Annotated in this window: 15 protein-coding genes and 1 pseudogene; 11 read left to right on the forward strand and 5 right to left on the reverse strand. The window is 65.6% G+C overall.

Annotated features, from left to right (window positions below; all coding sequences use genetic code 11):
* Positions 1–23 precede the first annotated feature (23 nt).
* From OK352_RS02815 to OK352_RS02825, 3 genes are all read left to right on the forward strand, one after another.
* Positions 24–989 (forward strand): DsbA family protein, encoded by a 966-nt coding sequence (locus OK352_RS02815; RefSeq protein ID WP_265139871.1) that lies wholly within the window; start codon positions 24–26, stop codon positions 987–989.
* Positions 990–1128: 139 nt separating this feature from the next.
* Positions 1129–2100 (forward strand): DsbA family protein, encoded by a 972-nt coding sequence (locus tag OK352_RS02820; protein ID WP_265139872.1) that lies wholly within the window; start codon positions 1129–1131, stop codon positions 2098–2100.
* Positions 2101–2153: 53 nt separating this feature from the next.
* A complete protein-coding gene (locus OK352_RS02825) occupies positions 2154–2498 on the forward strand; it encodes a DUF488 domain-containing protein (protein ID WP_265139873.1) in 345 nt (114 codons plus the stop codon).
* On the opposite strand, the gene OK352_RS02830 is transcribed toward OK352_RS02825, so the two are convergent.
* Entirely contained in the window at positions 2483–2740 is a 258-nt protein-coding gene (locus OK352_RS02830) for a PLDc N-terminal domain-containing protein (protein ID WP_265139874.1), read from the reverse strand. The genes OK352_RS02825 and OK352_RS02830 overlap by 16 nt on opposite strands.
* 135 nt (positions 2741–2875) lie before the next feature.
* Between OK352_RS02830 and OK352_RS02835 the strand changes: the two genes are divergently transcribed.
* The 8 genes and pseudogenes from OK352_RS02835 to OK352_RS02870 all read left to right on the forward strand — a co-directional run.
* Positions 2876–3511: a PadR family transcriptional regulator gene (locus OK352_RS02835; RefSeq protein ID WP_265139875.1), complete on the forward strand. Its 636-nt coding sequence runs from the start codon at positions 2876–2878 to the stop codon at positions 3509–3511.
* Positions 3508–4233 (forward strand): ABC transporter ATP-binding protein, encoded by a 726-nt coding sequence (locus OK352_RS02840; protein WP_265139876.1) that lies wholly within the window; start codon positions 3508–3510, stop codon positions 4231–4233. Before OK352_RS02835 ends, OK352_RS02840 begins: the two co-directional genes overlap by 4 nt.
* Complete coding sequence (locus tag OK352_RS02845; protein WP_265139877.1) at positions 4230–7076, forward strand: FtsX-like permease family protein; 2847 nt, start codon at positions 4230–4232, stop codon at positions 7074–7076. The genes OK352_RS02840 and OK352_RS02845 overlap by 4 nt, the downstream gene beginning before the upstream one ends.
* 24 nt (positions 7077–7100) lie before the next feature.
* Positions 7101–7367 carry a hypothetical protein gene (locus OK352_RS02850; RefSeq protein WP_265139878.1) on the forward strand — a complete coding sequence of 89 codons (267 nt, stop codon included), beginning with the start codon at positions 7101–7103 and terminating at the stop codon, positions 7365–7367.
* Positions 7368–7435: 68 nt separating this feature from the next.
* Positions 7436–8794, forward strand: a complete 1359-nt coding sequence (locus tag OK352_RS02855) for an MFS transporter (RefSeq protein ID WP_265139879.1) — start codon at positions 7436–7438, stop codon at positions 8792–8794.
* Positions 8791–10929 (forward strand): glycoside hydrolase family 2 protein, encoded by a 2139-nt coding sequence (locus OK352_RS02860; RefSeq protein WP_265139880.1) that lies wholly within the window; start codon positions 8791–8793, stop codon positions 10927–10929. Before OK352_RS02855 ends, OK352_RS02860 begins: the two co-directional genes overlap by 4 nt.
* 51 nt (positions 10930–10980) lie before the next feature.
* Entirely contained in the window at positions 10981–12168 is a 1188-nt protein-coding gene (locus tag OK352_RS02865) for a DUF2804 domain-containing protein (RefSeq protein ID WP_265139881.1), read from the forward strand.
* Positions 12169–12322: 154 nt separating this feature from the next.
* Positions 12323–12523: pseudogene (locus OK352_RS02870) on the forward strand (hypothetical protein); the annotation flags it as partial.
* Positions 12524–12618: 95 nt separating this feature from the next.
* Here OK352_RS02870 and OK352_RS02875 read toward each other — a convergent pair.
* The 4 genes from OK352_RS02875 to OK352_RS02890 all read right to left on the reverse strand — a co-directional run bounded on the left by OK352_RS02875 (position 12619) and on the right by OK352_RS02890 (position 16444).
* A complete protein-coding gene (locus tag OK352_RS02875) occupies positions 12619–13119 on the reverse strand; it encodes a DinB family protein (protein WP_265139882.1) in 501 nt (166 codons plus the stop codon).
* 301 nt (positions 13120–13420) lie between these two features.
* Entirely contained in the window at positions 13421–14344 is a 924-nt protein-coding gene (locus tag OK352_RS02880; protein ID WP_265139883.1) for a putative protein N(5)-glutamine methyltransferase, read from the reverse strand.
* A 25-nt stretch (positions 14345–14369) separates the two neighbouring features.
* Positions 14370–15410, reverse strand: coding sequence for a hypothetical protein (locus OK352_RS02885; RefSeq protein WP_265139884.1), 1041 nt, complete (start codon positions 15408–15410; stop codon positions 14370–14372).
* A complete protein-coding gene (locus OK352_RS02890) occupies positions 15410–16444 on the reverse strand; it encodes an alpha/beta hydrolase (protein ID WP_265139885.1) in 1035 nt (344 codons plus the stop codon). The genes OK352_RS02885 and OK352_RS02890 overlap by 1 nt, the downstream gene beginning before the upstream one ends.
* Positions 16445–16534: the final 90 nt, after the last annotated feature.

Raw genomic sequence — 16534 nt, forward strand, 5'->3', positions numbered from 1 at the left:
CACGACAAGGACGACGCACCCGCATGACGATCGATAAGAAGCAGCTCGAAGGCCTCACCAAGAAAGAGCGCCGCGAACTGCAGCGAGAGATGGCACGAATCAAGCGCGAAGCCGATCGCAAGCGGCGCAAACGGCGCAAGGCTCTGGGTATTTCCGGCCTGATTCTGCTGATCGTCGCGATCATCGCCGCCGTTGGACTCGTCGTCTGGACGCAGCTGCGCCTGGCGAACGAGGGCCCCGAGAACATGGCGAGCGATGGGCTCGTTCTGACCGGAGACGGGCAGGCGATTTCGGCTGTGCCCTCAGACGCACACGGGTGGCTTGAGCCCGCCGCGGCCGCGCCAGCGCCCAGCGAAGGTGTCGTTCCCATCACGATCTACGTCGATTACGGAAGCAAGGATGCTGCCGCATTTTTCGCCACCAACGGCGACCAGCTGCAGCAGTGGGCCACGTACGGGCTCATCCAGTTGGAGATCAAACCGATCGCCCTCGACCAGTACGATTCGGCGACGAACAACTACTCGACGATGGCTGCCAACGCGGCTGCCTGTGCCGCCAACTTCGCGCCGACGAACTTCCTGGCCGTCAACACGGCGCTGCTCGACGCCAATCCGCTCGTTACCAACACCCCAATCGACAAGGCCGGAGTATCGAAGGCCGTGTCCACGGCATTGGGCGGCGAGAACACGGACATTTCGACGTGTATCACCGATGACCGCTATGCCAACTGGGTGGCGACGGTCAGTCAGGCCGCCGCGAACGGCCCCCTGCAGGGAACCGACGTGAAGCTCGTGGCCCATTCGCCTCTCGTGCTGGTGCAGGGAGAGAAGTTCACCGGCAAGATGGACGAGTCGTCTGATCTTCTCGCGTTCATCTCGGAGGTGCTGGCCGAAGACAAGGCCGAAGATGACAAGGCGAAGGACGACGGCTCGGAGTCGTCGACGGAAACGCCTGCCCCGACGCCAACGGAGACCGAGGGCGCGAAGTAGCACGGCGACGAACGATGACGACGGATGCTGCGCGACTCTGCCGCGCAGCATCCGCTGTTTTCAGCACTCGCACATGCGACACATACCCTCCTGACGTATTGTTGCTGTGACAACCTCCCGCACTCGACCAGGATGAGCCGTGAGCAAAAAGCCCAACAATGCCCCCCAAGCCGGAGCGTCGAAGAAGCAGCGGCAGCAGCAGATTCGCGAACTCGCACGTCAGGAACGTGAGCGTCACGAGAAGCACGAGCGCCGCGTGCGGTGGGCATGGCAGGGCGGTATCGGCATCATCATCCTCGCGGTGATCGCCGTCGTCGTCTTCGTGATCGTCACCTCGATGAAGCCGACGACCACGTCGGCCGGCCCGAAGAACATGATCAGCGACGGCATCCTGTTCACCTCAAATGACAACAAGCCGGTACCTGTAGAAACTCCGGCGTTGGACGAGGGCGGTACGCCCACGCTCACGGACTTCTCGCAGTACTCGGATTCCGTGAGCGTCGTCGTCTATCTCGACTACATGTGCCCGATCTGCGGCCAGTTTGAGAACGCGAACGGTGAGATGCTCACACAGTTGACGGCGTCCGGCGACATCACACTTGAGCTCCACCCCCTCTCGTTCCTCGACAGACTTTCTCAGGGCACCGAGTATTCGACGCGTGCAGCAAACGCAATGGCGGCTGTCGCGAGTTACCAGCCGGAGGTATTCCTCGCCGCCAACACGGCAATGTTCACAAACCAGCCCGCTGAGAACACCGAGGGCCTCACCAACGACGAGATCTGGTCGATTCTGCAGTCGGCAGGCGTCACCGATGAGAACGTCAAAAAGGCCATGGACAACGAGACATTCTCGGGGTGGGTGGCCGATACCTCTGACCGCGCCATGAGCAGCGGCGACTACTCATACCTCGACACACCCGCTCCCGTCTCGGGAACACCCACTGTGGTCATTAACGGCACTCAGTACCAGGGTGGAGTCAGCGACACCGCGGCCCTCGCAAAGGCGATCCAGCAGGCCGCGAGCGAATCAGGGGGCTCGGACGACGACGGCGCAAGCACCGAGACCCCGGCGACGGACGAGCCGGCGGATGAGCCGTCGACCGAGGAGTAGCGACAGCCGCTGAGACCCTCGCTGCGCCGCGAGATGCGGCGTAGAATCGCCGTATGGGCGTGCAGATCAAGCGGGTGTATGAGGATGCCGCGAATGCTGACGGCTTTCGTGTGCTCGTCGACCGTTTGTGGCCGCGTGGCGTCAAGAAGGAGGCTGCGCAGCTCGACGCGTGGTTGAAGGATGTCGCACCGAGCCCCGATCTGCGCACTTGGTGGAATCACGATCCCGAGCGTGCTGACGAGTTCGCCACTCGGTACCGCAGCGAGCTTGATGACAATGACGCTGTCGATGAGCTGCGTGACATGGTGTCAGAGCACTCCACGGTGACGCTCGTGTACGGGGCGAAAGACCCGAAGGTCAATCACGCGCGTGTACTTCGGGACTACCTGACTGACTGACTTTCACGCTCGCTGTGCGCAGTGAGTGGCTGGCTCCTGCGGCGCCAATCAGCTGAGGCGAACCACGCGATGACGCCGACAACCGGTGCACAGACGATCACAATGACCCACAGCAGTTTGCTGCCCGGAGTCAGCGTCTGATCGCGCACGACCTTCACGCAAAAGAACACGGCGATGGCTACCCAGACGACGATGGACGCCGACCACGCAATATCGTACGCGACCGGAAGAGTCGGGTTCACTGCGTCATCCTCCATTCTGCGCCTCGCTCGTGCCGCCCACGGTATCAATCAGGGCGGAATCGCACCAGCATCCTGATTTAGTTTCTCGGTATGTATATAGTGATACGTACCGAGTACGCATTACAGGGGAATCGCATGAGCGTGAAGCACAGTCTGCTGGCCATTCTTGATCAGGGGCCCGCCTACGGGTACCAGCTGAAGGCCGAGTTCGACAGGCGAACCGGGTCGACGTGGCCGCTCAACGTCGGCCAGACCTACTCGACGCTCGAGCGTCTCGAACGCGATGGTCTCGTGATCAAGGGTGAGACGGATGCCGAGGGGCACCAGTTCTACGAGATCACCGAGACCGGGCACGACGCGGTGCGGGGGTGGCTCGGCACTCCCGTCGAGCGCGGGCGCATCACGCGCGATGAGCTGGCGATCAAGCTCGCGCTGGCGGCGACCCTGCCTGGCGTCGACATCACGGCGGTCGTGCAGGTGCAGCGCCGTGCCTCGCTGGCGAACCTTCAGACGCTCACACGCACGAAGTACGCGGGCGGTGACGCCGATGGGCCCGAAGAACTTGCCTGGCAGCTCGTCGTCGACAACCTGATCTTCCAGGCCGAGGCCGAGGTGCGCTGGCTGGATCACGTGGAGTCGCGACTTCGCCGTTTCGAGTCCCGGGCGATGCCGGTACAGGATGCTGCTAAGCTGCCGCGCCGTGGTCGGCCGACAGCATCCGCCGACGGCCCCACCGAACGCCCAGCTGCAACGCGCGGAGCGCGGCGATGACCGCCGAGCTGCTGCGCCTCGACGGCGTCTCGCAGCACTACGGTACAGGAGCAACATCCGTAACCGCGTTGGCCGGTGTCGATCTGACGGTGCACGCGGGCGAACTCGTCGCCGTCATGGGTGCCTCGGGGTCGGGAAAGTCGACGCTGCTCGCCGCCGCGGGTGGGCTCACGACTCCGACGAGCGGCGAGGTGATCGTCGAGGGGATCTACCTCAGCGAGGCGAAACCGGCCGACGTCGCACGCCTTCGACGTCGCACCCTGGGGTTCGTGTTTCAGGATTTCAACCTGATTCCGACGCTCACGGCACGCGAGAATGTGTCCCTTCCGCTGGAGCTCGACGGCTGGAAGGCTCGGAAGGTGCGCACCGCGGCGAACGATGCGCTGGCGAGTGTCGAGCTGACCGATCGCGCAGACCACTTCCCCGATGACCTGTCGGGCGGGCAGCAGCAGCGTGTCGCGATCGCGAGAGCGGTCGTCGGCCCCAGATCGCTGATTCTCGCAGACGAGCCGACGGGGGCACTCGACTCCGAGACCGGCGATGTCGTCTTGCGGATGCTGCGTGGCCGCGTCGATTCGGGGGCTGGCGGCATCCTCGTCACCCATGATGCGCGGCACGCAGCGTGGGCCGACCGCATCGTCTTTCTGCGCGATGGCCGTGTTGTCGACGAATCAACCGTCGACCCGATCGAGTCGCTGCTGACGGGAGCCGACGACCGATGAGCCGCCACGGCACCCGGCCAGGTCGCACAGCCAAGCCGCGTTACCAGCGCGGTGCGCCGGCCCGCGAAGAGTCCCGCTGGCGGCGTTCGCTGGCCGAATGGCGTCTCGCACTGCGCATCGCCCGCCGTTCGGTGTGGCGCTCGCGGGGCACGAGCATCATTGTCGCGCTCATGGTGCTGCTGCCGGTCGCAGGCTTCTCGGCCGCTGCCGTGATCCTGCAGAGCTCGATGCCCACGCCTCACGAGAAGGTCGCTGCCGAGCTGGGCCAGAACGAGGCGAAGCTGCTCGCCTGGTATGCACCCGATCCAGAGCTCGCACAAGATCCACTTGACCCCGGGAGCATTACCTCGATGAGTGAGGAGCCCGGTGATGCGTCGCCGCCGGACGAGGCAGCGGTGCGCGCGCTGTTCCCGGAATCGACGCGCATGATCATGATTGGCTCGTCGCAGGTCATCGCGAAGACCGAGCATGGTCTCGGTCAGATTCCCGTGACTGTCGGCGACCTTTGGGACGAGGCGTTCGCGGGCCGGACACACATCATCACGGGTGCGGCACCGGATGAGCCGACCGAAGCCCTCGTCACGCCTGCGACGCTCTCCCGTCTGGGAGCGAACATCGGAGACGTGATCGAGGTCACGGCACCCGACCCTGTGGAACTCACGATCACCGGGGTGCTGAACGATGCCCAGAATGCCTCCGATGCCGAGCGTATCTACATTCCCCACGGAGCTGTCGCTGACGCTCTCGGTACCGGGACGCCAGAGTATTTCCTTCCCGACACGACAATCGAAGCTGCCGACCTTCCGGAGCTTAATCACGCGGGCGTCACCGTTCTCTCACGAGACATCGTCTTACACTCGACGACTGCAGATCTGGCTGCATCGGCTGGGCTCTGGTCGTCATACGGTGTCGTTCTGCTCATGGTTGCCGTCTTCTCGGTCTTTGAAATCGTCTTGCTGGCTGGGGCGGCTTTCGCCGTAGGTGCTCGAAGACAGCAACGTGCCCTCGCCACGCTTGCGAGTGTTGGCGGCGAACGGCGGATGCTGTACCGCGTCGTGCTCTCGCAAGGCATCGTTCTCGGTGGCGTCGGCGGCATCGTCGGCCTTGCAATCGGCGTGCCCGCGGCGGCCGCATTTATGACGGCGACAGATGACGGAAGCGCAACGCAGTACTGGGGATTTCACGCCAACACCCTGGTTCTTGTCGGCATCCTCGTACTCGCGGTTGCCGTCGGCCTGATCTCCGCCATCGCGCCCGCTCGCTCGGCCGTCAAGTTCGATGTGCTCAGCGCCCTGCGCGGCAGCCGCAAGCCAACCACGCCGTCCCGATCCGCTCCGCGATGGGGGCTCGGCTTCCTCATCGCCGGCCTCGTCGCGTGCGTCGCTGGGGCGTTCACCGCCCGCTCGCTGTCGTGGGACGAATCCGCTGGTCTGAAGCTCGCGGCCATCTTGGCCCTTGTGTGCGGCCCCCTCATTTTCCAGATCGGCGTGATCATGTGCGGCGGCTTCGTGCTTCGCGCCGTCGCGCGTGTTCTCTCGCCTGTCAGCCTCGGCGCGCGAATGGCATCCCGTGACAGCGCAGCGAACACGAGTCGCGCGGTGCCCGCCTTCGCGTCGGTCATGGTGACCGCGTTCCTCGCTGTCACGGCGATCGTCGTGGGCTCTGCTCTCGCGACGCAGAGTGACACTGGGTACCAGTATCAAACGATGCCCGGGCAGGCGAAGATCTACGTGTCGTCAGACGATGATCCAGGCACCCTCGATGGGGTGTCCGGCGTAACTGGTGCCGTGGAATCCGATCTCGATGCCGCCGAGGTGAGCACGTTCCACACGCCCGAGATTCAGTGGGACGACGAGACGGGAACGGCGACCGCGGGCGACCTGATCGTTCCTGCGGTCCCGGCAGGCAGCCGGTGCCCCACAGATCCCCTGTCTCCGGAGTACACGGACGATACGAGCACGTACGCCGAGATCATGGATTCAGACCCACGCTGCGGCAGCCACGCGCAGCACGTCACGCTGAACCACGAACCGATCACGGTAACGGATACTGCCGGGCTCACTGCCTGGTACGGCGGGGATGTGCCGCAAGAAGCGCTCGAAGCGTTCCGCGCTGGCAGCATCATCGTCGGCTCCGACCTGCTGGTCACCGACGGTGAGATCACACTGGAATGGTGGGATCCGAACACTGATTGGAACACCGTCGTTGAGACAAGCGAGGAGCCCCAGAACGAGTCGACCTTCGATGCCTTCGTTCTCAGCCCGCCAAAGCCGCTGTGGACTCAGCTCCTTGTTCCGAGGGACACCGCGGAATCGCTGGGGATCGACCTCCAGCCCTCGTACGTTGTCGCCACTCCCGGTGCCGAGGCGTTCGCTCAGGCGCAGATCGACAAGCTGAACCTCGACCTGGAGGGAATGCAGACGTCAGCGTCGGTCGAAACCGGGCCACCTCAGACGATCTTGTACATCATCATCGCCACCTTCCTCATCGCCGGCGTGCTCTTCGTGTGTGCGAGCGCTGTCGCGATCGGCCTCTCGCGGGCAGACGGGCGTGCAGACGACGCCACTCTCGCCGCTGTCGGCGCCACTCGGCTTCTGCGGCGCTCGTTCGCGTTCTGGCAGGCGATCGCCCTTGTCGTGATCGGCACCATCGCTGGAACCGCCGCGGGTTTGCTGATTTCCTATGCGCTTTCACTCGCTGGTGCCACAGGAGGCGGAGCCTTTTCGCCGCCGATGTTCGTGATCGCCGCACTCGCGCTTGGCATGCCGCTCGTGATCGCGATCGGCAGCTGGCTCGTCGCGTCGAAGCCGGTCGCGCTGGTGCGTCGCGCCGCAATCGGGTAGACGCGACATGGCAGAGTTTATGACATGAAGCGGCCGGTGTGGACTCGAGTGCTCGTCGCGCTCTCTGTATGCGCCGTGCTCGCGGGAGGCATCACGCTCATCGTCACGTCGTTTCAGCCGAGGAGCTTTGGCTGGTTCGCATACCCGCCTCAATCGGAGTTCATCTTCACTCCGGGAGTCGGCAGCTTCTTCTCTGACCCATCGTTCATCGGCTGCCTGCTCATCGCGCTGGGCCTCATCGGCCTGGCGTTCTGGGCAGGGTTCTCTCTGGGGAGCCGCCGGCGCTTCTGAACACCGCGATTACCACGATGCAATGGGGCGGGCTACGATTCAAAGTACCCGAATCGTCAAGGATGTCGATGCCCACGCCTTCTCGCGCTACCCCGCGCACTCCCCCAGCCCGCCCGAAGCCGCCCGCCGTGGGCGCCCGCACGTGGACTGCACTCGTTGTCGTCGGCCTCGTCGGCCAGCTCGCCTGGACCGTCGAGAACATGTACCTCAACGTGTTCGTCTACAACACGATCACCGACGACCCCAACGTCATCGCACTGCTCGTGGCATTGAGCGCCATCACGGCGACGCTCGCGACAATGCTCATCGGTGCGGCATCCGACCGCGCCCGCCGCAGGCGCCCCTTCATCGCCTTTGGCTACATCCTCTGGGGGCTCTCGACTGCCGCATTCGGGTTCGTTCAACCGGATGCCGCACCCGGGGTTCAGCCCGCGGCCACCGCCGTGGTGCTCGCCGTTATCGCGATCGTACTTCTCGACTGCATCATGTCGTTCTTCGGCTCCGGCGCCAACGATGCAGCGTTCAATGCGTGGGTCACCGAGGCAACGGTTCCGGCCAACCGCGGCCGCGCCGACGGCGTGCTCGCGATCATGCCGCTCATGGCGATGCTGCTGATCTTCGGCGCACTCGATCCGCTCACGCAGGCGGGCCAGTGGAGGCTCTTCTTCGGCATCATCGGTGCTCTCACTGCAGTGATCGGAATCGCCGCGTGGTTTCTCATCCGTGATTCCGACAGCATCCAGACCACCACCGATGGCTACCTTACCGCCACGCTGCACGGCCTGCGCCCGAGCACCATTCGCGCGAACCCGCGCCTGTACCTCACGCTCGTCGCGTGGGCGATCGTGGGCACGTCGACGCAGATCTTCATTCCGTACCTCATCATCTACCTGCAGCGATACCTGCGAATCGATGGATACGCGCTCATTCTCGGCAGCGTCCTGACGCTTGCCGCAGTGATCAGCGTGCTCGGAGGCCGCGTCATCGACCGCATCGGGAAGCGCCGCGCTATCGTTCCGGGCACGGCGCTCATGATCGTCGGGCTCATCGGCATGTTCTTCGTGCGCGACATGCTGCCGATCATCGTGTTCGGCACCCTCATGATGGGCGGCTTCATGGTGTCAACGGCCGCCATCTCGGCGACGGTGCGCGACCATACGCCCGCCAATCGCGTCGGCATGATCCAGGGCCTGCGCATGATCTCGGCGATTCTCATTCCCATGGTCGCCGGCCCGTTCATCGGTGCCGCCGTCATCACGGGCGCCAACGAGACCTACGTTGACCTCGGCGTCGTCAAGCAGGTGCCGACCCCGTGGATCTTCGTCGCCGCGGCCGCCGTCGCGGTCTTCGTCGTCATTCCCGTCGCGCTCCTGAAACGCCGCGACAACGCATCACACGGCACTCACACGGGAACGGTGGACGCATGACTCTTCTGACGCCCTGGGGCGAAGCGCTCGACGCCGACAAACCGCTCCCGGAGTATCCGCGCCCGCAGCTTGTGCGCGACAGCTACGTGAACCTCAATGGTCGCTGGCAGCACGCGTTCACCTGTGCACAGACCTCGACACGACCGGCGAGACAGGATGCCACCGCGGCAACCGGGCCTCTCGCCGTCGCCGACCCGACACACCCGCCCGCGACGTGGGAGGGCGAGATCATCGTGCCGTTCTCGCCCGAGACACCGCTGTCTGGGGTCGAGAGGATGCTGCAGCCAGACGAACTGCTCTGGTACCGCCGCACATTCACACTGCCGCGCGGCTTCGGCGGCGAGCGCGTTCTGCTGCACTTCGGAGCCGTCGACCAATCGTGCGAGGTCGCGGTGAACGGCGTCCGCGTCGGCGGTCACACAGGCGGCTTCCTGCCGTTCGCGCTCGACATCACTGCGGCTCTGATCGAACGCGAAGACGACACAGCTGCAGCCGCGGGTACGAATGCCGCTGCCGGTGGGGGTGCCGGTGCGAGCACGGGCGATGACGGCGAGAGCACGGGTGACGGCGGCGCAGGCGACGACGACGCGGGCGACGGCACAGTCACGCACGAGATCGTCGTCGCGGTGCGCGACGTCACCGACGCATCGTGGCTCTCGCGCGGAAAGCAGGCGCGCAAACGCGGCGGCATCTGGTACTCGCCGCAGTCGGGAATCTGGCAGACGGTGTGGCTCGAGGCGCTGCCGCGCGTCGCCGTCGACGGCCTCGACCTGACACCGCGTCTCGACGAACGCACCATTGACGTGTTGGTGCGTAGTGACGCCGCCACCACCGCGCACGCGCACTCTGCGCACCACCGAACGGAGAACTCGGACCAGGCGGCAATCGGCGCAGCGACGGCACGAGCGCTGGGCCCCACCGGCGCTGACGCCGACAGCGGCTCAGCGCCCGACGCTGCGGAGGGACACCTCGCGACAGTGACGGTGCGCGCGGCCGGCGACGTCGTGGCGACAGCATCCATCACCCCTAACATCGTGACGCGCATCACGCTCGACGACGCCCACACGGTGCGTCCGTGGTCGCCGGAAGACCCGTTCTTGTATGACGTCGATGTGACGCTCGGCGATGACAGCGTCATTAGCTACGTCGGAATGCGCTCGTTCGAGATCGGCCCGGATGCCGAGGGCACTCCACGGCTGCTGCTGAACGGCGAACCGTACTTTCACGCGGGGCTGCTCGACCAGGGGTACTGGTCTGACGGCTGGCTCACCGCGCCGAGCGATGCCGCCCTCGAGTACGACGTGCAGCTGGCGAAAGACCTCGGCTTCACGATGCTGCGCAAGCACATCAAGATCGAGCCGCTGCGCTGGTACTACCACTGCGACCGCCTCGGCATGCTCGTGTGGCAAGACATGGTGAACGGCGGCACGAGCTACAACCCGCTCATCATCACCGTGCCGTCTGTGGGCACGGGGCAGGTGAGCGACCACCGATACAAGGCGTTCGGGCGAGCGGATGCCGCGGGGCGCGCGAGCTTCAGGCATGAGCTGCGGGCCACAGTTGACCACCTGCGCAGCGTCGTGAGCCTCGCACTGTGGGTGCCGTTCAACGAAGCGTGGGGGCAGTTCGATGCCCTTAAGGTCGAACGCGAGCTGCGCGCGCTCGACGACACGCGGCCGATCGATCATGCGAGCGGCTGGCACGATCAGGGCGGCGGAGACCTGAAGAGCCTGCACGTGTACTTCCGCGCGTTCCGCGTGAAAGACGCGTGGCGCCGTGATGTGCGGGTGCTGGCTCTCACCGAGTACGGCGGGTACAGCCATCGCGTCGAGGGGCATTGCTGGAACGACCGGGAGTTCGGCTATCGCAAGTATGCGACGGATGCTGCGCTCGAGGCGGCGTTCGCGTCGTTGCACGACGAGCAGATCGCTCCCGCCGTGCCGCGCGGCCTGGCGGCATCCGTGTATACCCAGCTGAGCGACGTCGAAGACGAGGTGAACGGGATGGTGACCTACGACCGTCGCGTGGTGAAGATTCCGGCCGAAACCGTGCGCCGCGTCACTGCGCAGCTCACGGCCGGCAACCACTCCACCGGGCAGTCGTCACGAAAGGCGAAGAATCATGCCGAAAGTTGACCATTTGTGGCGACAGCCCTCCCCCGAGATCCGAAAGGACGGAAGCACACGGTGAGCCAGGCGAACGGGAGCGCGCGGCACGGCGACGGCCTCGAACGCGAGATCACCACGCCCACGCCGCTGACCGACGGGCGCGGCCGCCTCAATCACGAGGCCGTTGGGTGGATGCGCCGGCCGCTTCTCGACACCAGCGGCATCGACGGGCGGCGCTCGTGGGGCCGCAACAAGCGCTGGGAGTACTGGTGCGTCATGACGCCAACGCACATCATGGCAGCCACAGTGTCGTCGATCGACTACGCCGGCGTGCACGAAGTGTGGGTGTTCGACCGCGAGACCGAGGAGTCGATCGGCCACGGCGCCACTGTGCCATTCGCCCGCGGAGTCGAGCTGCCGGCGAGTCTCGGTGACGGGCCGGCGCGTGCGGGCACACGCGAGATGCGCATCGAGATCACGGATGCAGTCCAGGCTGCTCCGCCGGGGTCCGGTTCTGCCGCGAGCCACAACGCCGGCACGCGCGCGGCTTCCCCCGGCACGCGCGCAGCCGATTCGAATCAGGATGCCGCGGTCGAAGACTCCGCACCGGGCGCGGCCGAGGCCCAAGGAATGGATGCCGCGGGCACGCGGCTGCGCGCCTCGGCACCGCGCGTGCGATTCGATGTGACCGCCGAAACTCCGCCGGGCCACGAGTGCCTCGGTGTCGTGGTGCCCTGGAGCGATACGCGGTTTCAGTACACCGTGAAAGACGTCGCGCGGCCGGCATCCGGAACCCTCTGGATCGACGATGTCGCGTACGACGTTCCCGCCGGGCACTCCTGGGCAGTGCTCGATCACGGGCGGGGGCGCTGGCCGTACAACGTGCGCTGGAACTGGGGTGCGGGTTCGGGCGAATGCGACGGCCACGCGATCGGAATTCAGATCGGCGGTCAGTGGACAGTGGGAACGGGGTCGACCGAGAATGCGTTCGTTCTCGACGGGCGCCTGCACAAGATCAGTCACGAGCTGCGGTGGCAATACGACACCGCCGACTACCTGCAGCCGTGGCGCATCACGGGCGACGACATCGATCTCACGTTCGAGCCGTTCTACGACAAGGTCACGCGCACGAACCTGGGCGTTCTGCAGTCGCACACCGATCAGTGCTTCGGCACATACTCCGGCTGGTTTCGAGACGCAGACGGCGATGCCACCGAGTTCGCCGGCATCGAGGGCTGGGCCGAGAAGGTGCACAACCGCTGGTGACCGACCGGCGATCGCATCACGTGTTGGGGCCTCGCATGCGACGTCGCGTGTGCACGGCGGCGGCGCTGAGCAGCGCCCCGAGCGCGAGCGTGACGCCGAGAAGCATGTAAACCACGATCGTCGCAGTTGAGGGTGTAGTCCGGTCGGCGCGTCGGTGGCCGGGTCGGGGTCGAGGTCTCCAGATGATGAAGGTGATTATGGTCTCGGGCTCGAAGTGCTCGGGCAGCGGTTGGAACCCGATCGGATGATTCTCCGGTGGCGTGTTGTCGAGCCCGTCAGCTGGTGTCGTCGCTGCGGATTCCAGGGCACGGCCAGGGACACGGTGGTCCGGCGATTGACGCATGAACCGTTCGGGTAGCGGCCCACGGACGTGGAGGTCAGCCTCCGCCGATACCAGTGGAATGCCGCCTCCGACGACCGGAACACGGACCGACGACGCGCCCCGAGCCGTCAGTCACCGACGCTGCCGTCGATCGTCTCGCGCAGGATGTCGGCGTGGCCCGCGTGCCGTCCGGTCTCCAGGATCACGTGCAGGTACACCCACCGCAACGTCAGCCCCCGCGGTGCATAGTCGAGGCTGTGCTGGGCGGCGATCTCGCGGGAGCGGTCGCACTCCGCCTGGTAGGCACCGATGACATCGTCGAGCTTCTCGTTCGGCTCCAGCCGCAGGTCGGCCTCCGGGTCTGCGTCGTTCCAGGGCGGCGTGGGCAGCTCCGCGGCGGGGATCTGCCCGATCTGCTCGGCGAAACCGCCCAGTTCCACCCACCGCAGGTGTTTGATCAGGCCGCCGAGGTTGGTGCCGGTCGGCACCGGGCTGCGCCGGGCGTCCTCCTCCGACAGCCCACGGGCCTTGCGCACGACGGCGTCGCGCAGGTAATCCAGGAACGTCTCGAGCTGCTCGCGCTCGCTGGCAGCGACCACACTGCCGAGGATCTCACTCGGTCGAGTCATGGCCCGAACGTAACACGCGGGCCGACCCTCGCACCAGGGGCTATTTTGCTCATCGCGCTGGGCCCCATCGGCCTGGCCTTCTGGGCAGGATTCACCCTCGGGAGCCGCCGGCGCTTCTGAACTCTGCGGTCTATCTGCATGGCCGCGGCGTTACAGCGAGACCGCAAAGTACAGACGAACAGGGCGTGAGGCATTACAGGGCCGGACGCCGCGGTGCAGGACGCCGGTGCAGGACGCCGGTGCAGAACTCCGCAGGGCAGGATACTTCGCTTTCGCGCGAGACCCTCACCGTGCACGGCTCCTAAGGGCGGGGCTGCTCGGAGAGAGTCCCGATCACGATCGTCGTCTCGCGGTCGTCGTCGTACACCGTGCGGCCGCGCAGGTTCGCCGCGGAGCACGCTGCGAGCGCAGCATCCACCTGCCCGTCACTGATTTCACTCAGGGTGCTGCCGCCAGGCGCCAGCCACTCGGCAGCCGCGCTGGTGAGGCGGCGGAAGACGTCGAGCCCGTCGGAACCGCCGTCGTGCGTCGCGCGCGGTTCGTGATCCCGTGCCTCCGCCGGCATGAGGGGCAGGGCGGCGCTCGGCACGTAGGGCACGTTGGCGACCATCACATCGATGCGGCCTCGAAGTGCATCGGGGAGAGCGTCCGTGAGATCCCCAGCGGAGGCAGTGCCGACTCCAGCGAGATTGCGCACGGCACACGCGACGGCGAGAGGGTCGGAGTCTGCGGCGTGCAGAGTGATGCCGGGAACGCGCTCGGCGATGGCCCGGCCCAGGGCGCCGGAGCCGCAGCACATATCGACGACGACGCTGTCGGCGCGGCAGAGTAACGCAGCCTGATCGACGAGCGCCGCCGAACGCTGCCGCGGAATGAACACTCCGGGAACGACGGCGATGCGCAGCCCGCAGAACTCGGCGAAGCCCACGATGTGCTCGGGCGCTTCGCCCGCGACGCGCCGCTGAACCATGCGCTCGAGGTCGTGCTCGTCGCGAGCGGCGTCGAGAAACAGTGCAGCCTCGTCTTCGGCGAACACGCAGCCGGCCGCCCGCAGGCGGAGCGTCAGCTCACCGGCATCCCGCCCACTGGCATCCTGCCCAGCAGCATTCTGCTCACTGGCATCTTGGCTACCAGAGCCTTGTCCATCAAAACTCTGGCCACCATCGCCCTGTCCATCAAAACTCTGCCCACCAACGTTCTGGCCACCGACACTCTGGGCCGTCACGAGGGCATCACCACCGAGAGCACCATCACGTGAGCTGCACCACCAGGCCGATGATCCAGCCCACCGCGAGAACGACGAATGTTCCGATCAGCCACGGCAGCAGATTGACACGCTGCATGCGCACGCCCTGAGGTGCGACGCTTCCGTCGAGCGTGCGATCGTCGCTGTACCGACCGGCGCGCCGCGCCATATCTGCGGCGACACGCTGAAGCAGCCGGTTGATCACCATCCACTCCCGTTCGTTCGCCAACGCGAGACCGAGCGGCTTGTAGAAGATGATGCGATCGTCGACGATCTCGACGTCGAATGCCGACCCCGAGTCGATGAGGTCGACCATGAGATCTGGTGTCAGCAGGTAGCGCACGTCTGCGTTATACCCGACGGGGCACAGCAGCTTGAAGTGCTTCGGAAAGTCGCCCTCGAGCTGGATCGCGCCGCTGACGTACGGATTCGGAAACGCCTGACCGCTCAGCCCGTTGTTCGTCGTCGAATCGAGGATGGTGTGCGGGAAGCTGCGCTCGAGCTGAACCGAGATGAAACCCCAGCGGTGATCGATGGCGCCACCGCGGCTGGTCTCCTGCTTGTAGGCGAGATTGCCGATCACGATCTGCGGTGCAGAGCCCGTGGCGATGACGTCGTAGATGCGATCGCTCATGCCGAGCAGAAGCCCCGGTGCGTCGGGCCGAGTATCGGCAACGGGCGTGTACGTACTGCCGTTTGCCTGGGCGAAGCGCGCGAGGATCAGCCGCTCACGCCACAGGCGTCGCCCCGATCGCGGAAACCGCACGCGCCCGACGATGAGCACGGTGCCCAACAGCATGAAGAGCGTGACGATCGTGAGCCCGATCGTGGTGCCCGAGACACCATCGATGCTGAACCCCGCAATCGTGAACAGCACCATCAGAAGCGCGAACGGCACGATGAGCAGAACCGTGCACCCGCCGCGCAGACTCGGAGCCGCAGGATCGGTGCGAGGCACACCCCTCGCGAGCGCATCACGCCGAAACGCACGCCGCTCGGCACCGCTCGGCCGGTACCGCAGCCACGCGGTATCGAATCGGCGCATCAACGGCCTTCCACCGTGATCCGATCGAGAAAGGCGATCGTCGTGTCGTACGTCGCCTTCGCATCGTCGAGGTCGAGGTGGAACTGGTACTCGTGCGGCAGCGCCGGCTCGTGGTCGGCCTGAAAGAAGAGCTCGGTGACGCTCACGCCTTCATCACGCAGCGTCTGCGACATCGGCAGCGACTGAATCCAGGCGAGGCCGTCGCCGTTGCCGCCGGAGATGAACGTGTCGGGAAAGTCTTCGGTCACCCACTGCTGGGTGGACATCAGAGAGCCCGCTGCCATCTCTGACCAGCGCTTTGTGCCCGTATATGCCCAGAGCGCCGTTTTCAGGCCCCACGCGTCGAGCCCGGTGAGATCCGCCATAGCGTCGAGGTCGTAGACGCCGCAGTGCAGGATCACCGCATCAAGCTGCGATGCTTCGATCGCGGGCTCGATGCCGGTGAAGTGCGCGTAGTGCGGGTTCGTGACAAGTACGGCCAGCTGGCTCGCCAGCTGTGCGCCCGCGGAGTCGCCCGCAAGCACGATGCGGTCGGCATCGACGCCGAGTTCATCGGCGTGGGCCTCGATGTATCCCAGCGCGTTGTTCAGCTGCTCGAAGGCCGTGGGGTATGAGGCCTCAGGGCCGGGCGTGTAGTCGACACCGATCGCTGCGTAACCGTCATTCGCGATCATCTCAAGATAGGGTGCGACATCGTCTTTGCTCCCCGAGATCCAGGCACCACCGTGTATCCAGACGACGACCGGGGGCGGCTCAGTCGCTGACGACGGCAGGAACACGTCGAGAGTGGCGTCGCTGTCGCTCGGTGCATAGCTGAGATCACGTTGGGAATCGATCGCGAGCTCCGGCTGGTTCCGCTCCATCTCGGCAACCGTGGCTGCCGCGCCGCCTTCGAACGTCCAGCGGATGAACATCGCCGAAGGCACCGGACTGACAGAGAATGCCAACGCGATCACAACGAAGAGGGCACCGACGCCGAGCAGAACCTGGCGTCTGATGTGCTGGCGCCCTCGGCGCACGTCTGATGAGCTCACGGGCAGAGCCTAACGGGTGAGACTGACCCCAGTTTCAGCGTAATGAAGCGGGGCAGGAAGATTCCTGCCCCGCTTCATGCTGTGTCGTGC

The organism is Microbacterium sp. MPKO10, from assembly GCF_026107415.2.
Lineage (GTDB): Bacteria > Actinomycetota > Actinomycetes > Actinomycetales > Microbacteriaceae > Paramicrobacterium.